Source organism: Nonomuraea lactucae, assembly GCF_003313395.1.
Classification (GTDB): Bacteria; Actinomycetota; Actinomycetes; order Streptosporangiales; family Streptosporangiaceae; genus Nonomuraea; species Nonomuraea lactucae.
The window spans coordinates 12,788-37,945 of record NZ_QNFZ01000292.1; the positions used below are offsets into that span (position 1 = coordinate 12,788).

21 protein-coding genes and 1 tRNA gene are annotated in these 25,158 nt (G+C 70.6%); 16 read left to right on the top strand and 6 right to left on the bottom strand.

Translation table 11 applies throughout. The annotated features are described in order from the left end of the window. The first annotated feature begins 238 nt into the window (after positions 1-238). Positions 239-1,141, top strand: a complete 903-nt coding sequence (locus DQW85_RS20900; protein ID WP_113701981.1) for a 4-(cytidine 5'-diphospho)-2-C-methyl-D-erythritol kinase — start codon at positions 239-241, stop codon at positions 1,139-1,141. Between the two features lie 441 nt (positions 1,142-1,582). Here the strand turns inward: DQW85_RS20900 and DQW85_RS20905 are convergent, their stop codons facing one another. Further along, positions 1,583-2,674, bottom strand: coding sequence for a helix-turn-helix transcriptional regulator (locus DQW85_RS20905; protein ID WP_113701982.1), 1,092 nt, complete (start codon positions 2,672-2,674; stop codon positions 1,583-1,585). A gap of 201 nt (positions 2,675-2,875) precedes the next feature. Here DQW85_RS20905 and DQW85_RS20910 point away from each other — a divergent pair, with 201 nt between their 5' ends. Together DQW85_RS20910 and DQW85_RS20915 are read left to right on the top strand one after the other, a co-directional pair. Continuing rightward, on the top strand, positions 2,876-4,309 hold the full coding sequence (locus DQW85_RS20910) for an FAD/NAD(P)-binding protein (protein WP_113701983.1): 1,434 nt from the start codon (positions 2,876-2,878) through the stop codon (positions 4,307-4,309). A 129-nt stretch (positions 4,310-4,438) separates the two neighbouring features. Beyond that, a complete protein-coding gene (locus DQW85_RS20915) occupies positions 4,439-6,289 on the top strand; it encodes an ABC-F family ATP-binding cassette domain-containing protein (RefSeq protein ID WP_113701984.1) in 1,851 nt (616 codons plus the stop codon). A gap of 210 nt (positions 6,290-6,499) precedes the next feature. On the opposite strand, the gene DQW85_RS20920 is transcribed toward DQW85_RS20915, so the two are convergent. Further along, positions 6,500-7,000: a MarR family winged helix-turn-helix transcriptional regulator gene (locus DQW85_RS20920; RefSeq protein ID WP_113701985.1), complete on the bottom strand. Its 501-nt coding sequence runs from the start codon at positions 6,998-7,000 to the stop codon at positions 6,500-6,502. Between the two features lie 55 nt (positions 7,001-7,055). On the opposite strand from DQW85_RS20920, the gene DQW85_RS20925 reads away from it, so the two are divergent. Together DQW85_RS20925 and DQW85_RS20930 are read left to right on the top strand one after the other, a co-directional pair. Then, a complete protein-coding gene (locus tag DQW85_RS20925; RefSeq protein WP_240197322.1) occupies positions 7,056-7,847 on the top strand; it encodes a trans-aconitate 2-methyltransferase in 792 nt (263 codons plus the stop codon). A 200-nt stretch (positions 7,848-8,047) separates the two neighbouring features. After that, complete coding sequence (locus tag DQW85_RS20930; RefSeq protein WP_113701986.1) at positions 8,048-9,523, top strand: CYTH and CHAD domain-containing protein; 1,476 nt, start codon at positions 8,048-8,050, stop codon at positions 9,521-9,523. 13 nt (positions 9,524-9,536) lie between these two features. Here the strand turns inward: DQW85_RS20930 and DQW85_RS20935 are convergent, their stop codons facing one another. Genes DQW85_RS20935 through DQW85_RS20950 form a run of 4 tightly spaced genes read right to left on the bottom strand, consistent with a single transcriptional unit; the run spans position 9,537 to position 14,438 of the window. Then, positions 9,537-10,379: an NUDIX hydrolase gene (locus DQW85_RS20935; protein WP_113701987.1), complete on the bottom strand. Its 843-nt coding sequence runs from the start codon at positions 10,377-10,379 to the stop codon at positions 9,537-9,539. Next, positions 10,372-12,432, bottom strand: coding sequence for an RNA degradosome polyphosphate kinase (locus DQW85_RS20940; RefSeq protein WP_113701988.1), 2,061 nt, complete (start codon positions 12,430-12,432; stop codon positions 10,372-10,374). Before DQW85_RS20940 ends, DQW85_RS20935 begins: the two co-directional genes overlap by 8 nt. A 52-nt stretch (positions 12,433-12,484) precedes the next feature. After that, positions 12,485-13,456: a TetR/AcrR family transcriptional regulator gene (locus DQW85_RS20945; protein ID WP_113701989.1), complete on the bottom strand. Its 972-nt coding sequence runs from the start codon at positions 13,454-13,456 to the stop codon at positions 12,485-12,487. 43 nt (positions 13,457-13,499) lie between these two features. Continuing rightward, positions 13,500-14,438: an acyl-CoA desaturase gene (locus DQW85_RS20950; RefSeq protein WP_113701990.1), complete on the bottom strand. Its 939-nt coding sequence runs from the start codon at positions 14,436-14,438 to the stop codon at positions 13,500-13,502. Positions 14,439-14,695: 257 nt separating this feature from the next. Between DQW85_RS20950 and DQW85_RS20955 the strand changes: the two genes are divergently transcribed. The 11 genes from DQW85_RS20955 to DQW85_RS21005 all read left to right on the top strand — a co-directional run. Beyond that, positions 14,696-14,767: transfer RNA gene (locus tag DQW85_RS20955), tRNA-Gln, on the top strand. Between the two features lie 119 nt (positions 14,768-14,886). Continuing rightward, positions 14,887-16,338, top strand: a complete 1,452-nt coding sequence (gene glmU, locus DQW85_RS20960) for a bifunctional UDP-N-acetylglucosamine diphosphorylase/glucosamine-1-phosphate N-acetyltransferase GlmU (protein ID WP_113701991.1) — start codon at positions 14,887-14,889, stop codon at positions 16,336-16,338. Then, complete coding sequence (locus tag DQW85_RS20965; RefSeq protein ID WP_113701992.1) at positions 16,335-17,312, top strand: ribose-phosphate diphosphokinase; 978 nt, start codon at positions 16,335-16,337, stop codon at positions 17,310-17,312. The genes glmU and DQW85_RS20965 overlap by 4 nt, the downstream gene beginning before the upstream one ends. 98 nt (positions 17,313-17,410) lie before the next feature. Next, on the top strand, positions 17,411-18,028 hold the full coding sequence (locus DQW85_RS20970; protein ID WP_113701993.1) for a 50S ribosomal protein L25/general stress protein Ctc: 618 nt from the start codon (positions 17,411-17,413) through the stop codon (positions 18,026-18,028). A gap of 70 nt (positions 18,029-18,098) precedes the next feature. Next, entirely contained in the window at positions 18,099-18,683 is a 585-nt protein-coding gene (gene pth / locus DQW85_RS20975) for an aminoacyl-tRNA hydrolase (RefSeq protein ID WP_113701994.1), read from the top strand. Positions 18,684-18,796: 113 nt separating this feature from the next. Next, a complete protein-coding gene (locus DQW85_RS20980) occupies positions 18,797-20,236 on the top strand; it encodes a sugar transferase (protein WP_113702003.1) in 1,440 nt (479 codons plus the stop codon). Beyond that, positions 20,236-21,000 carry a 3'(2'),5'-bisphosphate nucleotidase CysQ gene (locus DQW85_RS20985; protein WP_205315274.1) on the top strand — a complete coding sequence of 255 codons (765 nt, stop codon included), beginning with the start codon at positions 20,236-20,238 and terminating at the stop codon, positions 20,998-21,000. The genes DQW85_RS20980 and DQW85_RS20985 overlap by 1 nt, the downstream gene beginning before the upstream one ends. 19 nt (positions 21,001-21,019) lie before the next feature. Continuing rightward, positions 21,020-21,934 (top strand): sulfate adenylyltransferase subunit CysD, encoded by a 915-nt coding sequence (cysD, locus tag DQW85_RS20990; protein ID WP_113701996.1) that lies wholly within the window; start codon positions 21,020-21,022, stop codon positions 21,932-21,934. A 4-nt stretch (positions 21,935-21,938) separates the two neighbouring features. Continuing rightward, a complete protein-coding gene (cysN, locus tag DQW85_RS20995) occupies positions 21,939-23,201 on the top strand; it encodes a sulfate adenylyltransferase subunit CysN (protein WP_113701997.1) in 1,263 nt (420 codons plus the stop codon). A 222-nt stretch (positions 23,202-23,423) separates the two neighbouring features. Beyond that, positions 23,424-24,323 (top strand): sulfotransferase family protein, encoded by a 900-nt coding sequence (locus DQW85_RS21000; RefSeq protein WP_113701998.1) that lies wholly within the window; start codon positions 23,424-23,426, stop codon positions 24,321-24,323. A 30-nt stretch (positions 24,324-24,353) separates the two neighbouring features. Then, on the top strand, positions 24,354-25,158 hold an 805-nt coding region (locus DQW85_RS21005), incomplete at its 3' end, for a glycosyltransferase family 2 protein (protein ID WP_162795164.1).

Genomic DNA, 25,158 nt, shown 5'->3' on the forward strand with positions numbered 1-25,158 from the left:
ATACCCGCAACATCGCGCAGGCCGACAAAGCCCTGCGCCGCCTCAAGCCGAAGCTCGCAGACTCACGTATACGGGTAGATTGCGTCCAACCTGGGGATTTCCGGGTAGACGGGCATCACTCCAGCGGGCGGAGCCACCACAGTCCACCACTTCTCCGGGAATTGCGTGGCGGGGAAGCGGGGCCCGTATAGCATCGGGTGTCCTCGACCCCCGCGGCAATGAAAGTGGCAGAAGAGCGATGAGTTCGGTGACCGTACAGGTGCCCGCAAAGGTCAACGTGCAGTTGTCCGTGGGACCGCTCCGAGACGACGGCTACCACGATCTGGTCAATGTCTTCCACGCCGTGTCGATCTTCGACGAGGTGGTCGCCAAGGAGTCCGACTCCATCACGGTCTCGGTCGTGGGCGAGTGGGCCGACCAGGTGCCGGTCGACGACGGCAACCTGGCGATCCAGGCCGCCAGGGCACTGGCCAAGCATGCCGGTCGCACCTATGGGGCCCATCTCGTCATCGAAAAATCGATCCCGGTGGCGGGCGGCATGGCCGGGGGCAGCGCCGACGCGGCGGGTGCGCTCGTGGCCTGCAACGAGCTTTGGGGCCTCGGGCTGCCGTTCGAGGACCTGTTGGAGATCGCCGGTGACCTGGGCAGCGACGTGCCGTTCTCCCTGATGGGCGGCACCGCCATAGGCACGGGACGTGGCGAGCAGTTGAGCGAGCTCGCGACGGGCGGTGTCTTCCACTGGGTGTTCGCGGTGGCCGAGGGCGGGCTGTCCACGGCCGACGTCTACGCCCAGTGCGATCGTCTCAGAGAGGCCGAAGGCGCGGAGGTGCCGTGGCCGCAGGTGGACGACGCCCTGCTGGCGGCCCTGCGCACCGGTGACGCCCCCACGCTCGGCGCCCGCCTCGCCAACGACCTCCAGCCCGCCGCCCTCAGCCTGCGTCCAGAACTGGCGCACACCCTGGAGGCAGGCCGGGCCGCAGGAGCGCTTGGCGTCATCGTCTCCGGCTCTGGCCCCACCTGCGCGTTCCTCGCTTCGGACGCCGACCACGCCGGACATCTGGCCACGACCCTGTCCCAGCTGCCCAGCTGCCGCACAGCCCTCGCAGCCCACGGCCCCGTCCCAGGCCCCCGCCCCTCCTGAAAGGGCGGCCGGGTGATGGGTCGGCCGGTGGTGCGGTTGTGCCAGATCCGTCCCGCTCGCAAGAGGTGAGAGCAGTGGACGTATCACCTGCCTCTGAGCCGTGTCAGGGCCTGTCGTGCAGTCGCTGTCATCGGCTGATCGGCGCCCACAGCACCACCACCTCTAGACGTTCGGCGACAGAAAGGCGTCTCGGCCGAAACACTTGGACACACTTTCGATGCAACATGCCTAGAAGGCCGGGCCAGATGCCTCATCTGCCAGAAGAGATCACCTCGCTCTGACCTGCGAAAAGAGGTCAACAAGCCGCGATAACGCTGTGGCCGCCCTGCTGGGGGGTGGAGGGGCGGCGGTGCGTTGCGGGGGTGGGGTGGTGGGGTCGGTCAGGCCGAGCAGTTGGCGCTGGCCCGGCGGCGCAACTGGTCATCGCGCGCCCGGGCGCTGTCATTGGCGCGGCGGCGGCCGGTAGGGTTCGGCAAACAGCCGTCCGACGAGCTCACCACGGCTGGAGATCTCCGCCTTGCCGAAGACGGCCTTGAGGTGACCGCGAACGGTGTGCGGGGAGATGAACAGGGCCGCTGCGATCTCTGTGGTGGGCAGGCCCCGTGCCACGAGCTGAGCGACCTCGAACTCGCGCGGCGTCAGGCCGTATGCCTGGGCGATCATGACCGCCAGGTCGCCGGGGGCGGCGGGCTCGATGACGAGCGCGATCGGACCCGGCTGCCCACCGGGACCGTTCAGGCATGAGGCGTGGCAGGTCAGCCACTGCCTGTCGAGGGTTCGGATGCGAATCCGGGCGCTGCCGCGATCGCGACCTCGGGCGATGGCCCGCGCCTGCAGAGCCGTGCCGATCAGCCAGATGGGCAGCCTCAGCCCGAGCGTCGACGGAATGGACGGTCCGTCCGGCAGCAGCGCGAGATACCGCCGGGCCTCCTCGTTGATCGACGTCGCCTCGCCGTACACGTCGAACAGCAGCAGGCCGGGTGCGGAGGGGCCCGGCCCGCCGTCCGATTCGGACGGACGGGCGAAACGGCGCAGCCGATCGGCGAGCGGGCCGGACAGGTCGGCGAGCAGCGCGACCTCGTGCGGGCCGAACGCCGGGCCTCCCCGCATGCGGAAAAGGCTCACCACGCCCCACGGCCGGTCGCCGGTCCGCAGCACGGCCCGCAACTCGTCGTCCACGCCCTGACCGCCGAGCAGGCGGCGGAAGCGGGCGCTGCGCTCGGGCAGGTCGCCGGTGGCCGCGCGCAGGCCGGCCACGGGGACGGCGGCGCGGGCGAGGTCACGGAACGGCAGGACGTTCTCCTCCAGGAGCTCGCTCTCCCAGTAGTCGGCGCACCCTTCGCCGGAGCCGAGGTTCTCCACCAGCATGGGCGCGGTGACCAGACCCGTCTCCGGGTCGGTGGCGGCCCACACGGCCGAGTCGAACGGCATCTGCCGCCTCAGCTTGGCCGAGGCGCGGCTGAAGAGGTCCAGCGCGTTGTTGGCTCGCTCGGCGGCCGAAAGGATCTCGGTGTGGCGGTGCGGGTGGATCATCGAGCCTCCTGGCGTGTGCAGCCGTTCTCATGGGCTCCTCAGAAGGCTGCACGCCGGTCAGCCTGCCCGCGTTCTCCTCCCTCGCCAACCCCTCGTTTGAGGGGGTCATTCCTCGCGTTCCCCCGCAAGCGGGGGATGGAGCATCGTTCCAGCCCTCACGAGACTCGAAAGGCCCTATTTGACGAAACACGGGAGAACGTCATGCGTATCGCGATCGTCGGAGCCGGCGCCGCTGCGGTCGGCCTACTGGACGCGCTGGCCGTCAGCGAAGAGGAGACGGGAGAGGTCACCGTGTTCGAGCCGTCCACGCACCTGTGGCGGGGGCGCCCGTATGGGCCGGATCTGGACAGAGTGCTGGTCAACGTCCCGCCCGCAGCCATGTCGATCCGCCACCTGGACTCCGGGCACTACTCCTCCTGGCTGGGTGCCGAGCGTGCCGCCACCCACATGGACGACCTGTTCGGACAGCCACTGGTGCCCCGCGGGCTCTACGGCGAGTACCTGGCCGGCACCGCCGAGACCGCCCTGGCCACACTGCGTGGGCGGGGCTGGCGGACCCGCGTCGTCGCCGCCCGGATTGTCGCGGTGACCCGTTCCCGCGGCCTCCGGCTGGCGGTGTACACCGAGGACGGGCACGAGCACATGGCCGACCAGGTGGTCTTGTGCGTGGGCGGGGGGACGCCGCAGGACCACTACGGCCTGGGCGGTGCCCCCGGGTTCGTGGGCGATCCTTATCCCCTGGCGTCCACGCTCGACCAGGTCCAGCCTGGGGCCGACGTCGCGGTGATCGGCAGCGGGCTGACCGCTGTGGATGTGGCCGTGTCGCTCGCGGCGCGCGGCCATGCCGGGCGGATCGCGCTGGTGTCGCGAACCGGCATGCTCCCCCACGTCTACCAGCGCCCCCTCGACTACCGGCCCAGGCACGTGACCGTCGAGCGGGTGGAGGCGCTGGGCCGCGAGCACGGCGGCGTCACCCTCGACGACCTCGTCGGGCTGCTCCGCGCCGAACTGGCGGAGAAGGGCGAGGACTTCGCGGGCTTCACCGCCGAGCTGCTGATGGCCAGGTCCGAGGAGCCCGTACAATGGCTGCGGGCGCAACTGGCCGCCGTCGACGATCCCAGGATCGGGCGGCGCGTGCTGCAGCAGAGCGCATACACCGTCGCCCCGTACGCGTGGCGGCTGCTGCCCGAGTCCGACCGCGGATGGCTTCGCCGCCACCTCCGTCTGGCCACCAGCGTGGCCGCGCCGATGGTGCCGGTGAACGCCGCGGCCCTACTGGGACTGTTCGATTCCGGGCAGCTCACCACGGCCCCGGGTGTACGCAAGATCGAGGCGGTGGAGAGAGGATTCCGGGTGCGAGGCGACGGCGGCGACCTGAACGCCGACGTCGTCGTCAACGCCCTGAACCCGCCTCCCCAGACGGTACCCCGCGCGGCCGAGCAACTGGTCACGTCCCTCCTCGCCGACGGGCTGGCCGCGCTGTACCCATCAGGCGGACTCGCCCCTGCCGACCCGCGCCTGCATGTGGTGGGCGACCTCGCCGCGGGCAGCACGTTCATCACCTCGGGCATCCTCGGAGTCGCCGCTCGGGCCGCCCGTACCGCTGGCGGGCTGCTGACAACGCAGGCCGGCTGATCGGCCGCAGGCGGGACACAGATCACTCCCGACCGGGGATGGGTCATGACGGGCGTATCCGGACCCCCGCAGGGGAGCGATACGTGGGCAACCCCACGAGCTCCCTGCTGCCGATACCCTTGGAAGGCCATGAATCTGGTCAATCTCGAGTCTGTCTCCCATGCCTACGGGCCCAAGCCGCTGCTCACTGACGTCTCCCTCGGCGTGGCCGCCGGCGAGCGGATCGGTGTCGTGGGGCGCAACGGCGGTGGCAAGACCACGCTGTTGTCGGTGATCGCAGGGCAGGTAAGGCCCCACGGCGGGCGGGTGACGCACACCCGGGGCCTGCGGGTCGGGTTCCTGTCGCAGCAGGATGAGCTCGATCCCGGGATCCCCGTCCGGGAGCTCGTGCTGGGTGGACGGGCGGAGCACGAGTGGGCCGGAGACCAGGCCGTACGGGAGATCCTGGCCAGCCTGATCGGGGACCTCGACCTCGACGCCAAGGCCGGCGACCTGTCCGGTGGCGAACGCCGGCGCGCGGCGCTGGCCCGCCTGCTCATCGACGAGCACGACCTGATCATGCTCGACGAGCCCACCAACCACCTCGACATCGAGGCGATCGCCTGGCTGGCGGGGCACCTCGCCGCGCGGAAGAGCGCGCTCGTGGTGGTGACGCACGACCGGTGGTTCCTCGACGCCGTGTCCACCCGGACCTGGGAGGTCGTGGACGGCAGGATCGAGCGGTACGAGGGGGGATATGCCGCCTATGTGCTTGCCAAGGCGGAGCGGGCACGCATCGCCCAGGCAGCCGAGGAACGCCGCCAGAACCTCATGCGCAAGGAGATCGCCTGGCTGCGGCGCGGGCCTCCCGCCCGTACGTCCAAGCCGAAGTTCCGGATCGAGGCCGCGCAGGCTCTGATCGCGGACGAGCCGCCGCCCCGCGAGAGCGTCGAGCTCGTGAAGTTCGCCACGGCACGCCTCGGCAAGACCGTCTACGACCTGGAGGACGTCACCCTCCACGCCGGCGGCCCCGGCAGCGGGCCGCTGGTGCTCGACCGGATCACCTGGCAGTTCGGGCCGGGCGACCGCATCGGGCTCATCGGCGTCAACGGCTCCGGCAAGTCGTCGGTGCTCCGCCTGCTCGCCGGTACGGTCTCGCCCGACTCGGGGCGCGTGGTCAGGGGCAGGACGGTACGCCTGGCGCACCTGTCGCAGGAACTTGCCGAGCTCGACCCGGCCCGGCGTGTGCTGGAGACGGTCGAGGAGATCCGCAAGTACATCCAGGTCGGCAAGAAGGAGTGGTCCGCTTCCCAGCTGCTCGAACGCCTGGGCTTCAAGGGTGACGCGCAGTGGAAGGTGGTCGGCGACCTGTCGGGCGGCGAGCGGCGGCGGTTGCAGTTGCTGCGGCTGCTCATGGACGACCCGAACGTGCTGCTGCTCGACGAGCCGACCAACGACCTCGACATCGAGACGCTCAACGAGCTCGAAGACCTGCTGGACGGGTGGCCGGGCACGCTGCTCCTGGTGAGCCACGACCGCTACTTCCTGGAGCGGGTGACCGACCGTTCGGTGGCGCTGCTCGGCGATGGCAGGCTGTCCCTGCTGCCGGGTGGCGTCGACGAATACCTGGAACGCCGGGCGGCGGGCTCCGCCGTCACGGCCCGGCTCGGGTCGGCCGCGCCCAGCGTGCCGGATCGGCCGGGAGCGGGCCAGCCCGCACCGCGGTCGCAGTCCGGGGCAGGGGCGGAGCTACAGCGCCAGTCGGAGCCGACCGGGCTGTCTGCCAAGGAGGAGCGGGAGCTGCGCAAGGAGCTCAACCGCCTGGAACGCCAGCTCGACAAGCTCGGCGACCAGGAATCCCGTCTCCACACCGCGATGGCGGAGGCGGCGAGCGACTACGCCAGGCTCGGCTCCCTGGACGCCGAGCTGCGCGACCTCCTGGGTCAGAAGGACGCGATCGAGGCCGAGTGGCTGGAGGTCGCCGACCGCCTGGGCGACTGATCGGTTTCGGGCCACCCGACTCTTGCGCCCCCGGCGCTCGCGGGTGCGGGCGGGCCCTGGGCAGGCGGGCCGGCTGTGCGACCGGGGCCGTGCGGATGGGCCCTGTGCGACCGGGGCCGTGCGGATGGGCCCTGTGCGAGTGGGCCAGTGGTGTGGGGCTGTCCGAGTGGGGTCCGGCTGTGGCCCGGCCCCGGCCCGGCTGTGGCCCGGCTACTTGTCGAACGGGGCGAGGAGAGTGCGGAGGTGGCCGGCGAGGGTGTGCCGGTCGTGGGGGCCCAGGCCGGAGAGGAGCTCCCGCTCCCTGCGCAGCAGGTCGGCGAAGGCCGCGTCGACGCGCTCCAGCCCCGTCACCGTCAGCGACACCAGCACGCCGCGCCGGTCCTCCGGGTCGGGGCGGCGGACGACGAGGCCGGCCTGGGCGAGGCGGTCGATGCGGTTGGTCATGGTGCCGGACGTGACGAGCGTGGCGCGGAGCAGTGCGCCCGGACTCAGCTCGTACGGCTTGCCGGCCCGCCGCAGGGCCGTGAGGACGTCGAACTCCCACGGCTCCAGATCGTGCTCGGCGAAGGCGGCGCGCCGGGCCCGGTCGAGGTGTTTGGCCAGCCGTGACACCCGGGACAGCACCTGGAGCGGCTCGACATCGAGGTCGGGGCGCTCCGTCCGCCAAGCGGCTACGAGCCGATCGACCTCGTCCTGGGCATCCTGCGTCATGGCTCGAGTCTACTATCTTGACATCGAGATATATGTCTCGGTACCAATAATCTTTATGTCGAGAGATATCTGGGATCCCGCGACCTACGCCAGGTTCGCCGATGAGCGGTCGCGACCGTTCTACGATCTGATCGCCAGAGTGGGGGCCGACAAACCTGCCTATGTCGTCGACGCCGGTTGCGGCAGCGGAGAGCTCACGCTGGAGCTCGCCCGCCGCTGGCCGGAGGCGACGGTGGAGGGCTTCGACTCCTCGCCCGCGATGATCGCCAAGGCGAGGGAGCTGCGCGCCGCACCGAGGTTCACGGTAGCGGACGTGACGATGTGGCGGCCCGACCGGGGGGTCGACATGCTGGTGTCCAACGCCGTGCTGCAGTGGGTGCCGTCCCACCGCGACGTGCTTGAGCACTGGGTGGAGACGCTCGTGCCGGGAGGGTGGCTGGCGTTCCAGGTGCCGGGCAACTTCGACGCCCCGAGCCACCTGGCGATCCGCGAGCTGTGCGGGTCGCCGGCGTGGTCGGAACGGCTCGGCGACTTCGACCGGTCCAGCCCCGTGGGCGACCCGGGCGACTACCTCGACCTGCTGATCGGCAACGGCTGCCGGGTCGACGCCTGGGAGACCACGTACACGCACGTTCTCCAGGGCGAGAACGCGGTGCTGAACTGGATCTCCGGCACCGCCCTGCGGCCGATCTTCGACCGGCTGGACGACGACGAGCGCCGGAGGTTCGTCGCCGACCTCGCGCCGCTGCTCGGGCGGGCCTACCCGGCCAAGGAGTACGGCACGCCGTTCCCGTTCCGGCGGGTCTTCGTGGTGGGGAGGAAGGAGCCCGCGCCCGTGGCGGAGTGACGGTGCCCGGCGGGCCGGTGAGCCGTATGGGCCGCTCTCATTTGGCGGCCGGGGATGGGGTTACGGCGGGTGACTGAGATCGGGGAGTGATGGGGGTTGGGTGAGGGTGGGGGCCGGGCTACCGTCTCCAGAGGGCGGGGGCTGCCAGGCGTTCGCCCAACGGTGGCATTATTGGTGGAAATCGGACTTTGCGAGGTGCAGTGGGCATCGAGATCGAGGACAAGTTCGACGTACCTCCCGAATACGCTGTCCCGGACCTGGGCAAGCTGGGGCAGGTGGTGGGGCCCAAGAGCTACCAGCTCGTGGCCCTGTACTACGACACTCCCGATCTGCGCCTGGCGGCCCGGGGCGTCACGCTCCGGCGCAGGCGCGGGGGTGACGATGCCGGCTGGCATCTGAAGCTGCCCAAGGCCAAGGGGGTACGGCAGGAGATCACCCGCCCGCTGACCCGAAGCACGAAGGTGGTGCCCCAGGAGCTGGCCGAGCTCGTACGTGCCTATACGCGCGGCGCGGAGCTCCAGCCGGTGGCCGAGCTGGACACCCGCAGGAGCGTCACCTTCGTCTGCGACGGCGAGACGAAGCTGGTCGAGGTCGCCGACGACCGCGTCAAGGGCACCGCGTTCGGCGAGGAGCCGAGGATCGTCCGCTGGCGCGAGGTGGAGGCGGAGCTGCTGGCCGGGGACGAGAAGCTGCTGGGCAAGGTCGGCAAGCGCCTGCGCAAGGCGGGCGCCGCCCCGTCCGGGTCGGCCAGCAAGCTCGCCAGGCTGCTCGCCCCCGCCCCCGTCCCCGAGGCCGAGACGGCGCCAGGGAGCGCGGGCGAGGTGGTCGTCGGCTATCTCGCCGGCCAGGTGGCCGCTCTCCTCTCGCAGGACCCCCGGGTACGGCGGGCCGAGGAGGACGCCGTGCACCAGATGCGCGTCGCCTCTCGCAGGCTGCGCAGCGCGCTCAAGGCGTTCAAGACCATCGTGACCGGGACCGGGCAGGTCCAGGACGAGCTGAAGTGGCTGGGCACCGTGCTCGGCGAGGTCCGCGACCTGGAGGTGATCAGAGCCAGGTTCGCCGGCAGGCTGGCCGAGCTGGCCCCCGAGCTGGTCTCGGGCCCGATCCAGGCCAGGCTCGGCGCGGACCTGGGCGAGCGCGAGAACGAGGCGTACGCCCGGATCCGCGAGACGCTGAGCGGCGACCGCTACTACGCGCTGCTCGACGCGCTCGACACGCTGGTGAGGATGCCGGAGCTGACCAAGGCGGCGGCCGATCCGGCGAAGGACAGGCTCGTCAACGTGGCGGGCGCGAACTGGCGTCGCGTCACGAAGGCGTACGACACCGCCCAGGCGATCGACGACCCCGAGCGCCGCGAGATCGCCATGCACGACGTGCGCAAGGCGGCCAAGCGCGCCCGCTACACCGCCGAGGCGCTCCGGCCGGCGATCGGCTCGGGGATGGGCAAGCTGGCCGGGCTGGCCGAGGCCGTCCAGGAGGTGCTCGGCGCGCACCAGGACGGCGTGGTCGCGCAGGAGACGCTGGCCAAGGAGGCGGAGAGCGCCCGCCAGTCGGGCGAGGACACCTTCACCTACGGCCTGCTGATCGGACTGGAACGCGCGGAGGCGGAGCGGGCGCACGACCGGTTCCCCGAGGTCTGGGCAGACACGGTGAAGAAGGCCGGCAAGATCCTCTAGCCGGGCCGGGACGTCAGGTGGCGTAGCGCTCCACGCTGATCACGCGATCGCCGGTGCGGTGGAGCACGGCGAACGTGCCCTTGCGCAGGTGGACCTCCTTGCCGCTCAGCGCCCCGATCAGGTCGGGCAGCACCTTGCCGTGGCTGCACACCGCCGCGGGCACGCGCAGGTCGGCGACCAGGGCCGGGGTCTTGTCCGGGTCCCGGTCCTCCTCGCTGAGCAGCGGGTCCAGCCTGATGTCGGCCCCGACGGCTGCGGCGTACGGCTCCAGCGTCTGGACGCACCGGAGGCTCGGCGAGCTCATCAGCACCTCCGGCCGGTAGGCGGGCAGCACGGTCGCCAGGGTCGCCGCCTGCGCCTCGCCCTCCGCGTCGAGCGGCCGCAGCGCGTCGTCGCCCCGCCAGTCCTGGCGGGAGCCGGCGGAGCCGTGCCGGATCAGGACGAGGGGGACGGTGTCGAGCGGCGCGCCGAGCAGCGCGCGCAGCAGGCCCGCGTCCCATTCGTAGGTGAGCAGCCCGCGCGCCTCGTCCACCGGCAGCCAGCGCAGCTCGTCGACCTCCTCCCCGGGGACGAACTCCTCCCGCTCCAGCACCCGGGCCGACCAGTAGTCCACCCGCTTCAGCCGTTCCTGGCGCAGGTAGTGGACGGGCGGCAGGGCGCGGCCGAGCGCCACGGTCATGCCCGTCTCCTCGCGCACCTCGCGCAGCGCGGCGGCGATGGAGTGCTCGCCGGGCTTGAGCTTGCCCTTGGGGAAGGTCCAGTCGTCGTACGCGGGGCGGTGGATGACGACCACCTCGGGGCGGCTCTCGTCGCCCCGCCACACGACGGCTCCGGCGGCGAGGAGCGGGTCAGTCATCAACGGTCCTCCAGCGGCGCGTGCCGATGAGGTGGCTCTGCAGGTCCTGGCCGGGGTGGCGGACCCAGGTGCCGTCGGAGTTGAGCACCCACGCGTTCGTCATGTCGGCCATGGCGATGTCCATCAGCTCGATCAGGTACGCCTTGTGCGGCTGGGAGGTGACCTTGACCAGGGCCTCCACCCGGCGGTCCAGGTTGCGGCGCATCAGGTCGGCGCTGCCGATCCACACCTCCGGCCGCCTGCCCAGGCCGAACTCGTAGACCCGGGAGTGCTCCAGGAAGCGTCCCAGCACCGACCGGACCCGGATGTTCTCGGACAGGCCGGGGATGCCAGGACGCAGGATGCAGACGCCCCGCACCCAGAGGTCCACCGGCACGCCGGCCCTGGAGGCGCGGTAGAGCGCGTCGATGAGCGGCTCGTCCACCAGCGAGTTGGTCTTGATCCTGATACGCGCCGGGCGGCCGGCCTCCTGGTGCGCGATCTCCCGTTCGATCCTGGCCAGCAGGCCGCCGCGCAGCGAGTGCGGCGCGACCAGCAGCCGGCGGTAGGCCGAGTGGTTGGAGTAGCCGGTCAGGTGGATGAACAGGTCCGTGACGTCCTCGCCGACCAGGGGGTCCGCGGTGAGCAGCCCGAAGTCCTCGTACTGGCGGGCGGTCTTGGGGTTGTAGTTGCCGGTGCCGATGTGGCAGTAGCGGCGCAGCTCGCCGGACGGCTCCTGCCGTACGACGAGGGCGAGCTTGCAGTGGGTCTTCAGCCCGACCACGCCGTACACCACGTGGCAGCCGGCGCGCTCCAGCTTGCGGGCCCAGGAGATGTTGGCGTGCTCGTCGAAGCGGGCCTTGATCTCCACGACGACCACGACCTGCTTGCCCGCCTCGGCCGCGTCGATCAGCGCGTCCACGATGGGGGAGTCGCCGCTGGTGCGGTAGAGGGTCTGCTTGATGGCCAGGACCCTCGGGTCGGCGGCGGCCACCTCGATGAAGCGCTGCACGCTGGTCGCGAACGAGTCGTACGGGTGGTGGAGCAGCACGTCGCGCTCGCGCAGCAGGCCGAAGATGTCGTCCTCGGCGTTCACCCGCTCGGCCGGGACGAAGGGGCGGTAGCTGAGCTCGCCGCGGTCGAGGTCGGCGATGGCGTGCAGGCCGGTCAGGTCCAGCGGCCCGGCGATGCGGTAGATCTCGTGCGGGGCGACGCCCAGCTCCTCCACCAGGAGGTCCAGCACCTCGGGCGAGATGGTGTCCTCGACCTCCAGCCGGACGGGTGGACCGAAGCGCCGCTTGAGCAGCTCCTTCTCCAGGGCCTGCATGAGGTTCTCGGTGACGTCCTCGTCGACGTCGAGGTCCTCGTTCCTGGTCACGCGGAAGACGTGGTGCTGGACGATCTCCATGCCCTTGAAGAGCTGCCCGAGGTGCGCCGCGATGACGTCCTCAAGTGGTACGAACCTGTCCTTGGACGCGGGCACGAACCTGGGGAGCTGCGAGGGGACCTTCACCCGCGCGAACACGGTGTGGTCGGTGGAGGGATTGCGCACCACGACGGCCAGGTTGAGGCTGAGGCCGGAGATGTACGGGAACGGGTGGGCGGGATCGACGGCGAGCGGCGTCAGGACCGGCCTGATCCGCTCCCTGAACAGCTTGCGCAGCTCCGTGCGCTCCTCGCGGCCCAGGTCGTCCCAGCGGGCGATCTCGATGCCCTCGCCGCCCAGCTGCGGACAGATCTGCTCGTGGAAGGCCGCCGCATGCCGCTTGGCCAGCCCCTCGGCGACGGTGGCGATCCTGGCCAGCTCCTCACGTGGCTTGAGCCCGCTCTTCGTCCGCAGCAGCAGGCCGGTGGCCATGCGCCGTTTGAGGCCCGCCACCCGTACCCGGAAGAACTCGTCGAGGTTGCTCGCGAAGATGGCCAGGAAGCGGACGCGTTCCAGGAGGGGGAGGGAGGGATCCTCCGCCAGCTCCAGCACGCGCTCGTTGAACTGCAGCCAGCTCTCCTCGCGGTTGAGGAACCTTTCTTGAGGGAGTGGCAGATCACTTCCAGGTTGCAGCACTTCAGCGGACATATGAGAAATATGCCCCATTAGTCTGAACGGAACGTTAACTAAGTGGCAACGACTACTCGGGCTGCTCGCCCTGACCGAGGCGGGCGACCCGCTCGGCCAGCCTGGCCTCGCGCTGGCGCAGCTTGTCCTCGCGCTCGCGGGCCTTCTCCGCCTCCCGCAACTGCCGCTCGCGTTCCTTCTCCGCCTCCTTGAGCAGGCGCTCGCGCTCCTTCAGCTCGCGGGCCCTGACCTTCTCCGCCTCCCGCAGCTCGCGCTGGCGCGCCTTCTCGGCCTCCCGCAGCTCTTTCTCGCGGGCCTTCTCGGCCTCCTTGAGCTCCTTGTCGCGGACCTTCTCCAGCTCACGCAGCTCCTTGTCGCCCGTGCGCGCCTTGGCGCCGCCCGGCTCGTGCGCCCGCGTGGTGGCGGTGATCGCCGGCTGCGGGTTGAGCCCGGTCAGGCCGTTCCAGGCGAGGTTGACCAGGTGGGCGGCGACCTCCTCGCGGCCCGGCTTGCGCACGTCGAGCCACCACTGGCCGGTCAGGGCCACCATGCCCACCAGCATCTGGGCGTACATGGGCGCGAGCTTCGGGTCGTAGCCCCGGGCCGCGAACTCGTCGGCGAGCACGTCCTCGACCTGGCTGGCGATCTCGCTGATCAGGCTCGCGAACGTGCCCGTGCCCGACGCGGCGTGGGAGTCGCGCACCAGGATGCGGAACCCCTCGCTGCTCTCCTCGATGTAGCGCAGCAGGGCCAGCGCCGCCCGCTCCAGCTTGACCAGCGAGTGGGACGCGGACAGCGCCTCGGTGATCATGGTCAGCAGCTTCTGCATCTCGCGGTCCACGACGACCGCGTAGACGCCCTCCTTGCCGCCGAAGTGCTCGTAGACCACCGGTTTCGACACCTGCGCCGTCGCCGCTATCTCCTCGATAGAGGTCCCGTCGAACCCCTTCTCGGCGAACAGCGTGCGGCTGATGTGGATCAGCTGCTCTCTTCGCTCGCTTCCGGACATGCGCCTGCGAGATCGGGGTTCGGTCACGGTCTCCATAATGGCGGTCCCGGATGAAGGACCGCTCACCAACGGATTGGCGTCAGGCAAGCCGCTTCGCCGCCAGTCGCTCGGGCGTCGGCCAGCGCACGTCGTAGACCCAGCCGAGCCGCTCGAAGATCCGGATGAGACCGGCGCTCAGGTCGATCTGCCCCTTCAGCGCGCCGTGCCGCGCGCAGGTCGGGTCGGAGTGGTGCAGGTTGTGCCAGGACTCGCCGAAGGACGGGATCGCCAGCCACCACACGTTGCGCGACTTGTCGCGCACCTGGAACTCCTCCTCGCCGAACACGTGGCAGATCGAGTTGATCGACCAGGTCACGTGGTGCAGCAGGCCGATGCGCACCAGCGTCCCCCAGAAGAACGCGGTCAGCGCGCCCTGCCAGGACCAGGTGATCAGACCGCCGAGGACGCCGGGCAGCACGATCGACGTGACGGCCATGGCGCCGAACCACCTGTGCAGCTTCATGACGTCCTCGTCCTTGCACAGGTCGGGGGCGTACTTCTCGCGGTTGGTGCGCTCGGCGTCGAACAGCCAGCCCATGTGCGCGTAGAGCAGGCCCTTGGACAGCGACCTGAAGCCCGGACCGAAGCGCCACGGGGAGTGCGGGTCGCCCTCCTTGTCGGAGAACTTGTGGTGCTTGCGGTGAGTGGCGACCCAGTCGAGCACGGACATCTCCAGCGAGAGGCTGCCCGCGATGCCCATCGCGATCTTCAGCGGCCTCTTGGCCTTGAACGAGCCGTGCGTGAAGTAGCGGTGCAACCCGACGGTGACGCCGAGTCCCGAGACGATGTAGAAGACGAACGCGATCGCGATGTCCGTCCAGCCGAGGCCCCATCCCCAGGCGAGCGGCACGGCGGCCGCGATCGCGATCAGGGGCAGGCCCACCACCAGTGCGAACGTGACGAGCTCGGCCTTGCTGCGCGGTTCGGGTTCGAAGTCAGGCTTCGGTCCTGGTGCGGGACGTTCGGCGAGAACAGTCATGCGCTGCCTTTCAGGTGTATGAGCTTCAGGGTGTATGAGCTTTCAGGGTGTATGAGGATGAATGTCCGGCCTACGCCACCGTAACCTACGCCATCGTAAGTAAGTAAGACCTCAGGTGCGAGTGTGTGATAGGTAACGGGCTCTCCAGCCTCCGGTCGTGACGTGACGGTGATCCGATCAGGCCGTATTGCGGGCGCGCGGCAGGCGGCGGGCTCGGTATCGTAGGTGTGGTCGGGCGCGCCAGGTGTCCCGATTGGTCCCGGATCGTCTAATCGGCAGGACAAGTGGTTTTGGTCCACTTTGTAGGGGTTCGAGTCCTCTTCCGGGAGCTCTTAGGGCGTTGCCTGCGCGAGAGAGCCGGACCGCTACAGGTATCCTCGCGGTGTCGGGAGGGTAGCGGTGCGGTAGCCGCACCCCAGATCCGTCCAGTCACAGGGAGCCTCAGTCCGTGAGTGTGCCGCGCCCGGCCGCCGTGATCGTCCTCGCCGCCGGCGAGGGCACCCGGATGAAGAGCCAGACCCCGAAAGTCCTTCACGAGGTGTGCGGTCGGGCCCTGCTCGACCACATGCTCCAAGCCGCCCGCGACCTCGGTCCCGAGCGCCTCATCGTCGTCATCGGCCACGCCCGCGAGCGCGTCGGCGCCCATCTGGCCGAGACCAGCCCCGACGCGCGCGCCGTCGTCCAGCGCGAGCAGCGGGGCACCGGCCACGCCGTCCGCACCGCGCTGGAGGAGGCGGGCACGATCGCCGGCACGGTGCTCGTCACCTACGGAGACGTCCCGCTGCTGCGTGCCGAGACCCTCGCCGAGCTGCTCCGGCGGCACGCCGCCGAGGGCAACGCGGTGACCGTGCTCACCGCCGAGGTGCCCGATCCGACGGGGTACGGCCGCATCATCCGCGACTCCACGGGCGCCGTGCTCAAGATCGTGGAGGAGAAGGACGCCGACCCAGGGCAGCGCGCCGTCAAGGAGATGAACTCCGGCATCTACGCGTTCGACGGCCTGCTTCTCGCCGACGCCGTCAAGCGGGTGTCCACCGACAACGCCCAGGGCGAGGAGTACCTCACCGACGTGCTGTCCATCCTGCGGGAGGACGGCCACCGGGTGGGCGCGCACGTCGCGGCCGACTTCGCCGAGGTGGAGGGCGTCAACGACCGGGTGCAGCTCGCCACGGCGCGCAAGGCGCTCAACCAGCGCGTGCTGGAGCGGCACATGCGGGCCGGGGTCACGGTCGTCGACCCGGCCTCCACCTGGATCGACGTGGGCGTGGAGATCGAGGCCGACGCGGTCGTCCATCCGGGCACGCAGCTCCACGGCCGTACCCTCGTCGAGGCCGGCGCGCAGGTCGGCCCCGCGACCACGCTGACCGACACCCGGGTCGGCGCGGGCGCCGCCGTGCGCAACGCCGTCTGCGACGGCGCCGTCGTGGGCCCCGGCGCCAGCGTCGGGCCGTACGCCTACCTGCGGCCGGGCACGGTCCTCGGCCGCGACTCCAAGGCGGGTACGTTCGTAGAGATGAAGAACTCGCAGGTCGGCGAGCGGTCCAAGGTGCCGCACCTGTCCTACGCGGGTGACGCCACGATCGGCGACGACGTCAACATCGGCGCGGCCGTGGTCTTCGTCAACTACGACGGCGTCGGCAAGCACCGCAGCGTGGTCGGCGACGGCGCGTTCGTCGGGTGTGACACCATGCTCGTCGCCCCCGTGACCGTGGGCGACGGCGCCTACACGGCGGCGGGCTCGGTCATCGACGGCGACGTGCCGCCGGGCGCGATCGGCGTGGCGCGGGCGCGACAGCGCAACATCGAGAAATGGGTCTTGCGCAGGCGCGCGGGCACGAAGTCGGCGGCGGCGGCCGAGCGGGCGCTGGCCGAGCAGGAGCAGCAGGAGAGTGGGTCATGACCAGCATCAAACAGCCCGGAGAGAAGAACCTCATGCTCTTCTCCGGCCGGGCCTATCCCGAGCTGGCCGAGGAGGTCGCCCAGCACATCGGCGTCTCGCTCACCCCGACCAAGCTGGTCGACTTCGCCAACGGTGAGATCTACGCGCGCTACCTCGAGTCCGTACGCGGCTGCGACGCCTTCGTGATCCAGAGCCACTCCAGCCCCATCAACAAGTGGATCATGGAGCAGCTCATCATGGTCGACGCGCTCAAGCGGGCCTCCGCCAAGCGCATCACCGTGGTCATGCCGTTCTTCGGCTACGCCAGGCAGGACAAGAAGGGCCGCGGCCGCGAGCCCATCACCGCCAGGCTGATGGCCGACATGTTCAAGACCGCGGGCGCCGACCGGCTCATGTCCATCGACCTGCACACCTCGCAGATCCAGGGCTTCTTCGACGGCCCCGTCGACCACCTGTTCGCGATGCCGGTGCTGGAGAGCTACCTGAAGAACAAGCTCGACCTGGCCAACACCACCGTCGTCTCGCCCGACACCGGCCGCGTGCGGCTGTCGGAGCGGTGGGCCGACACCCTCGGCACGCCGATGGCCTTCATCCACAAGCGGCGCGACCTCGACGTCGCCAACACCGTCAAGGTCAACGAGGTCGTCGGAAAGGTGCGCGGCCGCACCTGCGTGCTGATCGACGACATGATCGACACCGCGGGCACCATCTGCAAGGCGGCCGACGCGCTCTACGACCAGGGCGCGACCAACGTGATCGTGGCGGCCACGCACGCCGTCTTCTCCGACCCCGCGGTCGACAGGCTGAAGAACTCCCGCATCAGCGAGGTCATCGTCACCAACACGCTGCCCCTGCCGGCCGCCAACCGGTTCGACAAGCTGACGGTCCTGTCCATCGCCCCGCTGATCGCCCGCGCGATCACCGAGGTCTTCACCGACGGCTCCGTCACAAGCATGTTCGAGGGTGACACCTGAGCCGGTAAACTGGGCTGGTTGCGCTCGTAACGCCTTCCGCTAGGGCGGGTGAGGGTGAGCGCCGCACGATCCGATCCCGAGCATCCCTAGGAGATGTCGTGTCCGAAGTACGTATCGCCGCCGAGCCGCGCACCACGTTCGGCAAGGGCGCCGCGCGCAAGATCCGCCGCGCCGACAAGATCCCGGCCGTCCTCTACGGCCACGGCATCGACCCCAAGCACCTCACCCTGCCCGGCCACGAGGTCCTGCTCGCCCTGCGCACGCCCAACGTGCTGATCCGCCTCAAGGGCGACGGCGTCGACGAGCTGGCCCTGCCCAAGGGCGTCCAGCGCGACCCGATCAAGGGCTTCGTCGAGCACGTCGACCTGCTCCTGGTCAAGCGGGGCGAGAAGGTCACCGTCGAGATCCCGGTCGTCGCGGTCGGCGACGTCAACCCCGAGGGCCTGCTCGACCAGCAGCTCATGGCCATCTCGGTCGAGGCCGAGGCCACCCAGATCCCGAGCGGCGTCGAGGTCGACGTCGACGGCCTGGAGGTGGGCACCAGCGTCACCGCCGGCGACCTCAGCCTGCCGCGGGGCGCCACGCTGGCCGCCGACCCCGAGACCGTCGTGCTCCACGTCATCGCCAAGCCGACCGAGGCCCCGGTCGAGGAGGAGGCCGCCGAGGGCGAGGCCGCCGAGGCCGCCGAGGGCGAGACCGCCGAGGCCGCCGAGTAGTCACGGGCAAGTCTTCACCGACGGGGCAGCCGGCACGGTCGGCTGCCCCGTTTCCGCACAAGGGGAACTCATGGACCGCTGGCTCATCGTCGGGTTGGGCAACCCGGGCCCCGAATACGCGGGCAACCGGCACAACGCCGGCTTCATGGCGCTCGACGAGCTCGCCTCCAGGGCGGGCGGGCGGTTCAAGGCGCACAAGAGCAGGGCTGAGGTGCTGGAGACCCGCGGCGCGGTGCTGGCCAAGCCGCTCACCTACATGAACCTGTCCGGCGGCCCCGTGAAGGCCCTGTCCGACTTCTACAAGATCGGGCCCGACCGGCTGATCGTGGTCCACGACGAGCTCGACGTCCCCTACGGCGCGCTGCGGGCCAAGCTCGGCGGCGGCGACAACGGCCACAACGGGCTCAAAGCGATCACCAAGTCCCTCGGCACCCGCGACTACCTGCGGGTCCGCTTCGGCATCGGGCGCCCGCCCGGCCGCATGGACCCGGCCGCCTTCGTGCTCAAGGACTTCGCCACCGCCGAGCGCAAGGACCTGCCCTTCCTGGTGGACCGCGCCGCCGACGTGATCGAGTCGCTGATGGAGCGCGGCCTCGAAGCCACGCAGAACGAGTTCCATCGGGCAGATCTCAAGATTTCCGGCCCTCCTCGCTGATCGCCGCATAGGTTCGTTCGAGCCTCCCTGTCGCTGCGCAGCGCTACGATCTGGTGACTGTCTGCTGACATCCGGTCGCGTGGAGGCGTGCGTTGAACGACGGCGAAAGGCTGATGACCGTCGTGGGCATCGGGCATGACGCCGCGTGGCGGGTCGGTCCGCACCAGCCGGTCTGGATGCGGGCCTACCGCATGCGGGCCGTGGTCTCCGACTTCCTGGGTGCCGGCGCCGGGGCGGCTGCCGCCTTCTTCCTCAGGTTCGGCGAGTTCACCGCGTACGTCCTGCCGTACGTGCTGGTGAGCGCGGCGCTGCCCTGGGTGTGGATCTGCGCGGTCGCGCTCAACCGGGCCTACGAGCCGCGCATGATCGGCATCGGCTCCGAGGAGTTCCGCCGCGTCGCGCGGTGCGGTGTGGCGCTGACCGCCATCACGGCCATCGGCTCCTACGTGACCAAGACCGACGTCGCCCGCGGCTACGTGGTGCTCGCCCTGCCGCTGGTGACATTCCTCACCCTGGTCCTCAGATACCGGCTGCGCCGCTCGCTGCACCGGCGCAGGGCGGGCGGGGCCTGCATGCGCAGGGTCGTGGCGGTCGGCCACGCCGCCTCGATCGCCGAGCTGGTGCAGCTGTTCCGCAAGGAACGCCATCACGGCATGGAGATCGTCGCCGCCTGCCTGCCCGGTGACGCGCCGGGCGAGACGATCGCCGGGGTCCCGGTCGCCGGCGACTTCAGCGACGTGCCCCTCGTGGTGGGTCACGCCGGCGCCGACACCGTGGCCGTGCTGGCCTGCCCCGAGATGGACGGCGTGGCGCTGCGGCGGCTGGCCTGGCGGCTGGAGCGCACGCACACCGAGCTGGTGGTGGCACCGGCCCTGATGGAGGTGGCCGGGCCGCGCACCACGATCCGGCCCGCCGCCGGGCTGCCGCTGCTGCACGTCGAGCATCCCGAGCTGACCGGTGCCCGCCAGCTGGTCAAGAACTTCTTCGACCGGATGGTGGCCGCCGCGCTGCTCGTCATGCTGTCCCCGCTGCTCGTCGCGCTCGCCGTCGCGGTGCGCGCCACCAGCCCCGGGCCCGCGCTGTTCCGGCAGACCAGGGTCGGCAGGGACGGCGGGCTCTTCACCATCGTGAAGTTCCGCACAATGCGGCGCGGCTCGGAGGAAGCGAAGATCACGCTGGTCAGCGACGGTGACGGCGTGCTGTTCAAGATCCGGAACGATCCACGGGTGACCCCGCTCGGAGCGCTGATGCGGCGTCACTCGCTCGACGAGCTGCCCCAGCTCATCAACGTGGTCCTGGGCCACATGTCACTGGTGGGCCCGCGCCCGCCGCTACCCGAAGAGGTCGCCCGCTACGGCGACGACGTACGCAGGAGGTTGCTCGTGCGGCCCGGTCTCACGGGGTTGTGGCAGGTGAATGGCAGATCCGACCTGACATGGGAGGAATCCGTCCGCCTGGACTTGCGTTACGTGGAGAACTGGTCCCTCACGCTCGACCTCCAGATCCTGTGGAAGACTTGGTCGGCTGTCGCCCGCGGGCAAGGAGCATATTGATGACGATTCGCGACGACAACTCCCTCGCCGCCGATCTGGCGACCCAAGCCGGAGAGCGCTTGCTGGCCATCCGCGAGCGAGAGGGCTTCGCCGATCCAGCCGCCCTGCGCGCCGCCGGCGACCGTGCGTCCCACCTCTTCCTCATGGAGGCGCTGGAGCGGCTGCGCCCGAGCGACCACGTGCTGTCCGAAGAGGCCACGCGCGAGGAGCGGCTCGACCCGCGCAGGCTGGAGGCCGAGCGCGTGTGGATCGTCGACCCGCTCGACGGCACCCGCGAGTTCTCCGAGGAGGGCAGGTCCGACTGGGCCGTCCACGTGGCGCTGTGGGAGCGGGGCACGCTGACCGCCGGAGCGGTGGCGCTGCCCGCCCAGGGCCGCACCCTCGGCACGGCCGAGCCGCCCAAGCTGCCCGGCTTCGCGGGCGGCAGGTTCCGCATCGCGGTCAGCCGCACCCGGCCGCCGGAGTTCGTGCGAAACCTGGCCCACCTCGTCGGAGCCGACCTGGTCCCGATCGGGTCCGCGGGGGCGAAGATCTCCGCGGTGCTCACCGGTGACGTCGAGGCGTACGTACACGCCGGCGGCCAGTACGAGTGGGACTCGGCCGCGCCCGTGGCGGTCGCGCAGGCGGCCGGAGCTTACGCCAGCCGCATCGACGGCGCGGCGCTGACCTATAACCAGGCAGACCCCTCACTACCAGATATTCTGGTTTCCCTACCGGACTTGGCGTCTACTTTGCTCGCCGGGATCCGTGACCTGCACCGCTGAAACGCCGGAGGAAGCTCCTATGCTCCAGCGCGACTACACGACGTCGCAGCTCGACGTGCTCGAAGCCGAAGCCATTCACATCATGCGCGAAGTGGCGGCCGAGTTCGAGCGCCCCTGTCTGCTCTTCTCCGGCGGCAAGGACTCCATCGTCATGCTCCGCATCGCCGAGAAGGCGTTCTGGCCGGCGGCGATCCCTTTCCCGCTCATGCACGTCGACACCGGCCACAACTTCGACGAGGTCATCGACTTCCGTGACCGGCGGGCCCGCGAGCTGGGCGTGCGGCTGATCGTCGCCAGCGTGCAGGACTCGATCGACGCCGGTCGCGTGGTCGAGGAGACCGGCCGGCGCGCCTCCCGCAACAGGCTGCAGACCACCACGCTCCTCGACGCGATCGAGGAGCACGAGTTCGACGCGGTCTTCGGCGGCGCCCGCCGCGACGAGGAGAAGGCGCGGGCCAAGGAGCGGGTGTTCTCCTTCCGCGACGACTTCGGCCAGTGGGACCCGAAGAACCAGCGCCCCGAGCTGTGGAACCTCTACAACGCCCGCATCCGCAAGGGCGAGCACATCCGCGTCTTCCCGCTGTCCAACTGGACCGAGCTCGACGTGTGGGACTACATCCGGCGCGAGGGCATCGAGATCCCGTCGATCTACTTCACCCACACCCGCAAGGTCTTCGAGCGCGACGGCATGCTGCTGCCCGACTCCGACGTCGTGCAGCGCGGCGACGACGAGCCGCTGTTCGAGGCCGTGGTGCGCTACCGCACTGTGGGCGACATGACCTGCACCGGGGCCGTCCAGTCGACGGCCGCCACGGTCGAGGAGATCATCGAGGAGATCGCGGCCACCCGGATCACCGAGCGCGGGGCCACCAGGGCCGACGACCGCTCCTCGGAGGCCGCCATGGAGGACCGCAAGCGGGAAGGCTACTTCTAGACCGATGGACATTCTGCGTTTCGCCACGGCGGGAAGCGTCGACGACGGCAAGTCCACCCTGATCGGGCGCCTGCTCTTCGACTCCAAGGCGATCTTCGAGGACCAGCTCGAGGCCGTCGAGCGCACCTCGCGCGACCGCGGCACCGAATACACCGACCTGTCGCTGCTCACCGACGGCCTGCGGGCCGAGCGGGAGCAGGGCATCACCATCGACGTGGCCTACCGCTACTTCGCCACGCCGCGGCGGAAGTTCATCATCGCCGACACCCCCGGGCACATCCAGTACACCCGCAACATGGTCACCGGCGCCTCCACCGCAGACCTGGCGATCATCCTGATCGACGCCCGCAAGGGCGTGCTGGAGCAGTCGCGCCGCCACGCCTTCCTGACCTCGCTGCTCCGGGTGCCGCACCTGGTGCTCGCGGTCAACAAGATGGACCTGGTCGACTACTCCGAGGACCGGTTCGAGGAGATCCGCGAGGAGTTCACCGCCTTCGCCTCGAAGCTCAACGTCGGCGACCTGACGTTCATCCCGATCTCCGCGCTCAACGGCGACAACGTGGTGTCCCGGTCGGAGAACACTCCCTGGTACAACGGCTCGTCGCTGCTCCACCACCTGGAGAACGTGCACATCGCCTCCGACCGCAACCTGGTCGACGTCCGGTTCCCGGTCCAGTACGTCATCCGCCCGCAGAAGGCCAACGACCACGCCTTCCACGACTACCGCGGCTACGCGGGCCAGGTGGCGGGCGGCGTGCTGAAGCCGGGCGACGAGGTCGTGCACCTGCCGTCGGGCCTGACCACCCGGATCGCCTCCATCGACACCTTCGACGGGCCGGTGGAGGAGGCGTTCCCTCCGATGTCGGTGACGCTCCGCTTCGAGGACGACCTCGACATCTCCCGTGGCGACATGATCGCCCGCCCCCACAACCAGCCGCACGTGGCCCAGGACCTCGAGGCGATGGTCTGCTGGATGACCGAGGGCGCCAAGCTCGCCCCGCGCTCCAAGCTGGCCATCAAGCACACGACCCGCACGGCCCGCGCCCTCGTGCGCGACCTGCACTACCGCCTCGACGTCAACACGCTGCACCGCGACGAGGAGGCAACGTCGCTCGGGCTCAACGAGATCGGGCGCGTGTCGCTCCGGGTCACCCAGCCGATGTTCGTGGACGACTACGCGCGCAACCGGCTCACCGGCGGCTTCATCCTCGTGGACGAGGCCACCAACGGCACGGTCGGCGCCGGCATGATCATCGACGCCCACTGAGGTCCGGGGCGCCCTGAGGTCCGGGGCGCCCTGAGGTCCGGGGCGCCTTGAGGTCCGGGACGCCCACTTGGGTGCGGCACGTCGCGACGGCCCCCGCGGTTCCGCGGGGGCCGTTCGCGTTCGCCGCTTCGGTAGATCCTTTGGTGTTCCGGTGACCGTTCGATTACTCTGAGTGGTAGAGTTTTCACGCTAGGTATCCACGATGTGAAAGCCCATTCCCCCGTGACTCACCCTTCGACCGGCACCCGGGTGGTTTTCCTGGGCGGCCTCGGCCGCAGCGGCACCACGCTGCTCGAGAGGCTGCTGGGAGAGCTGCCCGGCGTGGCGCCCCTCGGCGAGGTGGTGCACCTCTGGGCACGGGGCGTGCTCGCGGGAGAGCCGTGCGGCTGCGGCGAGCCGTTCCCCGCCTGCCCGTTCTGGCGCGAGGTCGGCGACCGGGCGTTCGGGGGCTGGAGCGAGACGCTGGCCACCCGCGCGCTGGCGCTGCGGCATCGCGTCGACCGCACACGCAGGGTCCTCCGCATCGGCCATCCCGACCTGGCCGAATACGTCCGCACCTACCGGCGCGTCTACGACGCGGCGGCGGTCGCGGCGGGCGCGCGCGTCGTGATCGACTCCAGCAAGCACGCCTCCCTGGCCCACTGCCTCGCGGCGGGCGGAGCCGCCATCCACGTGATCCATGTGGTGCGCGATCCGCGTGCTGTCGCCCACTCCTGGCGCAGGACGGTCCGCCGCCCCGAGGACGGCCGGCCGATGACCCGCTGGAGCCCGGCCCGCACCGCACTCCACTGGACCGCCCAGAACCTCGCGCTCGACCTCCTCGCCCGCCGCGGCGCCCAGGTGACCAGGCTCCGCTACGAGGATCTCGTCACCGATCCGCGCGCCACGCTGACCTCCCTGGCCCAGGAGCTGGGCCTGCCCGCCGAGCTGCCGTTCGTCACCGGCTCGACCGCCCGCCTCACGATGGCCCACACCGCCTCCGGCAACCCGATGCGCTTCACGGTCGGCCCGCTCGGGCTGGCGCTCGACGACTCGTGGCGGTCCGGCTCCCGGCGCGGGCTGGTCACCGCCCTCACCTGGCCGCTCCGGTCCAGATACGGCTACCGCGGGGCCCCGGCTTGACCCGTCTCACCCCACCCCGGGAGGAGCTCCATGATCCACTCCGTCGGCGTGGTGATCCCCACGCGAGGCGACCGGCCCCGGCACCTGCGTGCCGCCGTCCGTGCGGTGCTGGCCCAGGACCATCCCGGCAGGATCTCCCTCGTCGTCGTCGCTGACCGCGCCGATCCGGGGCCGGTTGAGGACCAGGTGGCCGGCGTCGCCGTCCCTCGCGGCGGGCGCGTACGAGTGCTGCCCAACTGCCTCACCCCAGGGCTGCCCGGCGCCCGCAACACCGGCATCGCCGCGTGCGACACCGACCTGATCGCGTTCTGCGACGACGACGACGTCTGGCTGCCGGGCAAGCTCGCCGCGCAGACCCGCGCCCTCGACGGCGGGGCCGAGTTCGCGAGCTGCGGCATCGAGGTCGAGTACGACGGACGCCGGGTCCCACGGCTGGCAGGCACCACCACCGTCACCGAGGACCAGCTCGTCCGGTCGCGCATGGTCATGGTGCACTCGTCCACGTTCCTGTTCCGGCGCGGCGGGCTCTGGGTCGACGAGAGCGCCCCCGGCGGCCAGAACGAAGACTGGGACCTCGCCCTGCGCGCCGCCCGGCGACGGCCCATCGCGAACGTCGACAGCCCCCTCGTCCGGGTCCGGTGGGGCGCGTCCCACTACGTCGCCCGCTGGAGCGACCGCATCGCCGGGCTCCAATGGATGCTCGCCCGCCACCCCCGCCTGGCCGCCGATCCACGCGGCGCGGCCCGCATCTACGGCCAGCTCGCCTTTCACCACGCCGCGCTCGGCCACCGGCGCCAGGCGGGCCGCTGGGCGCTGCGCGCTCTCGCCGCCCGGG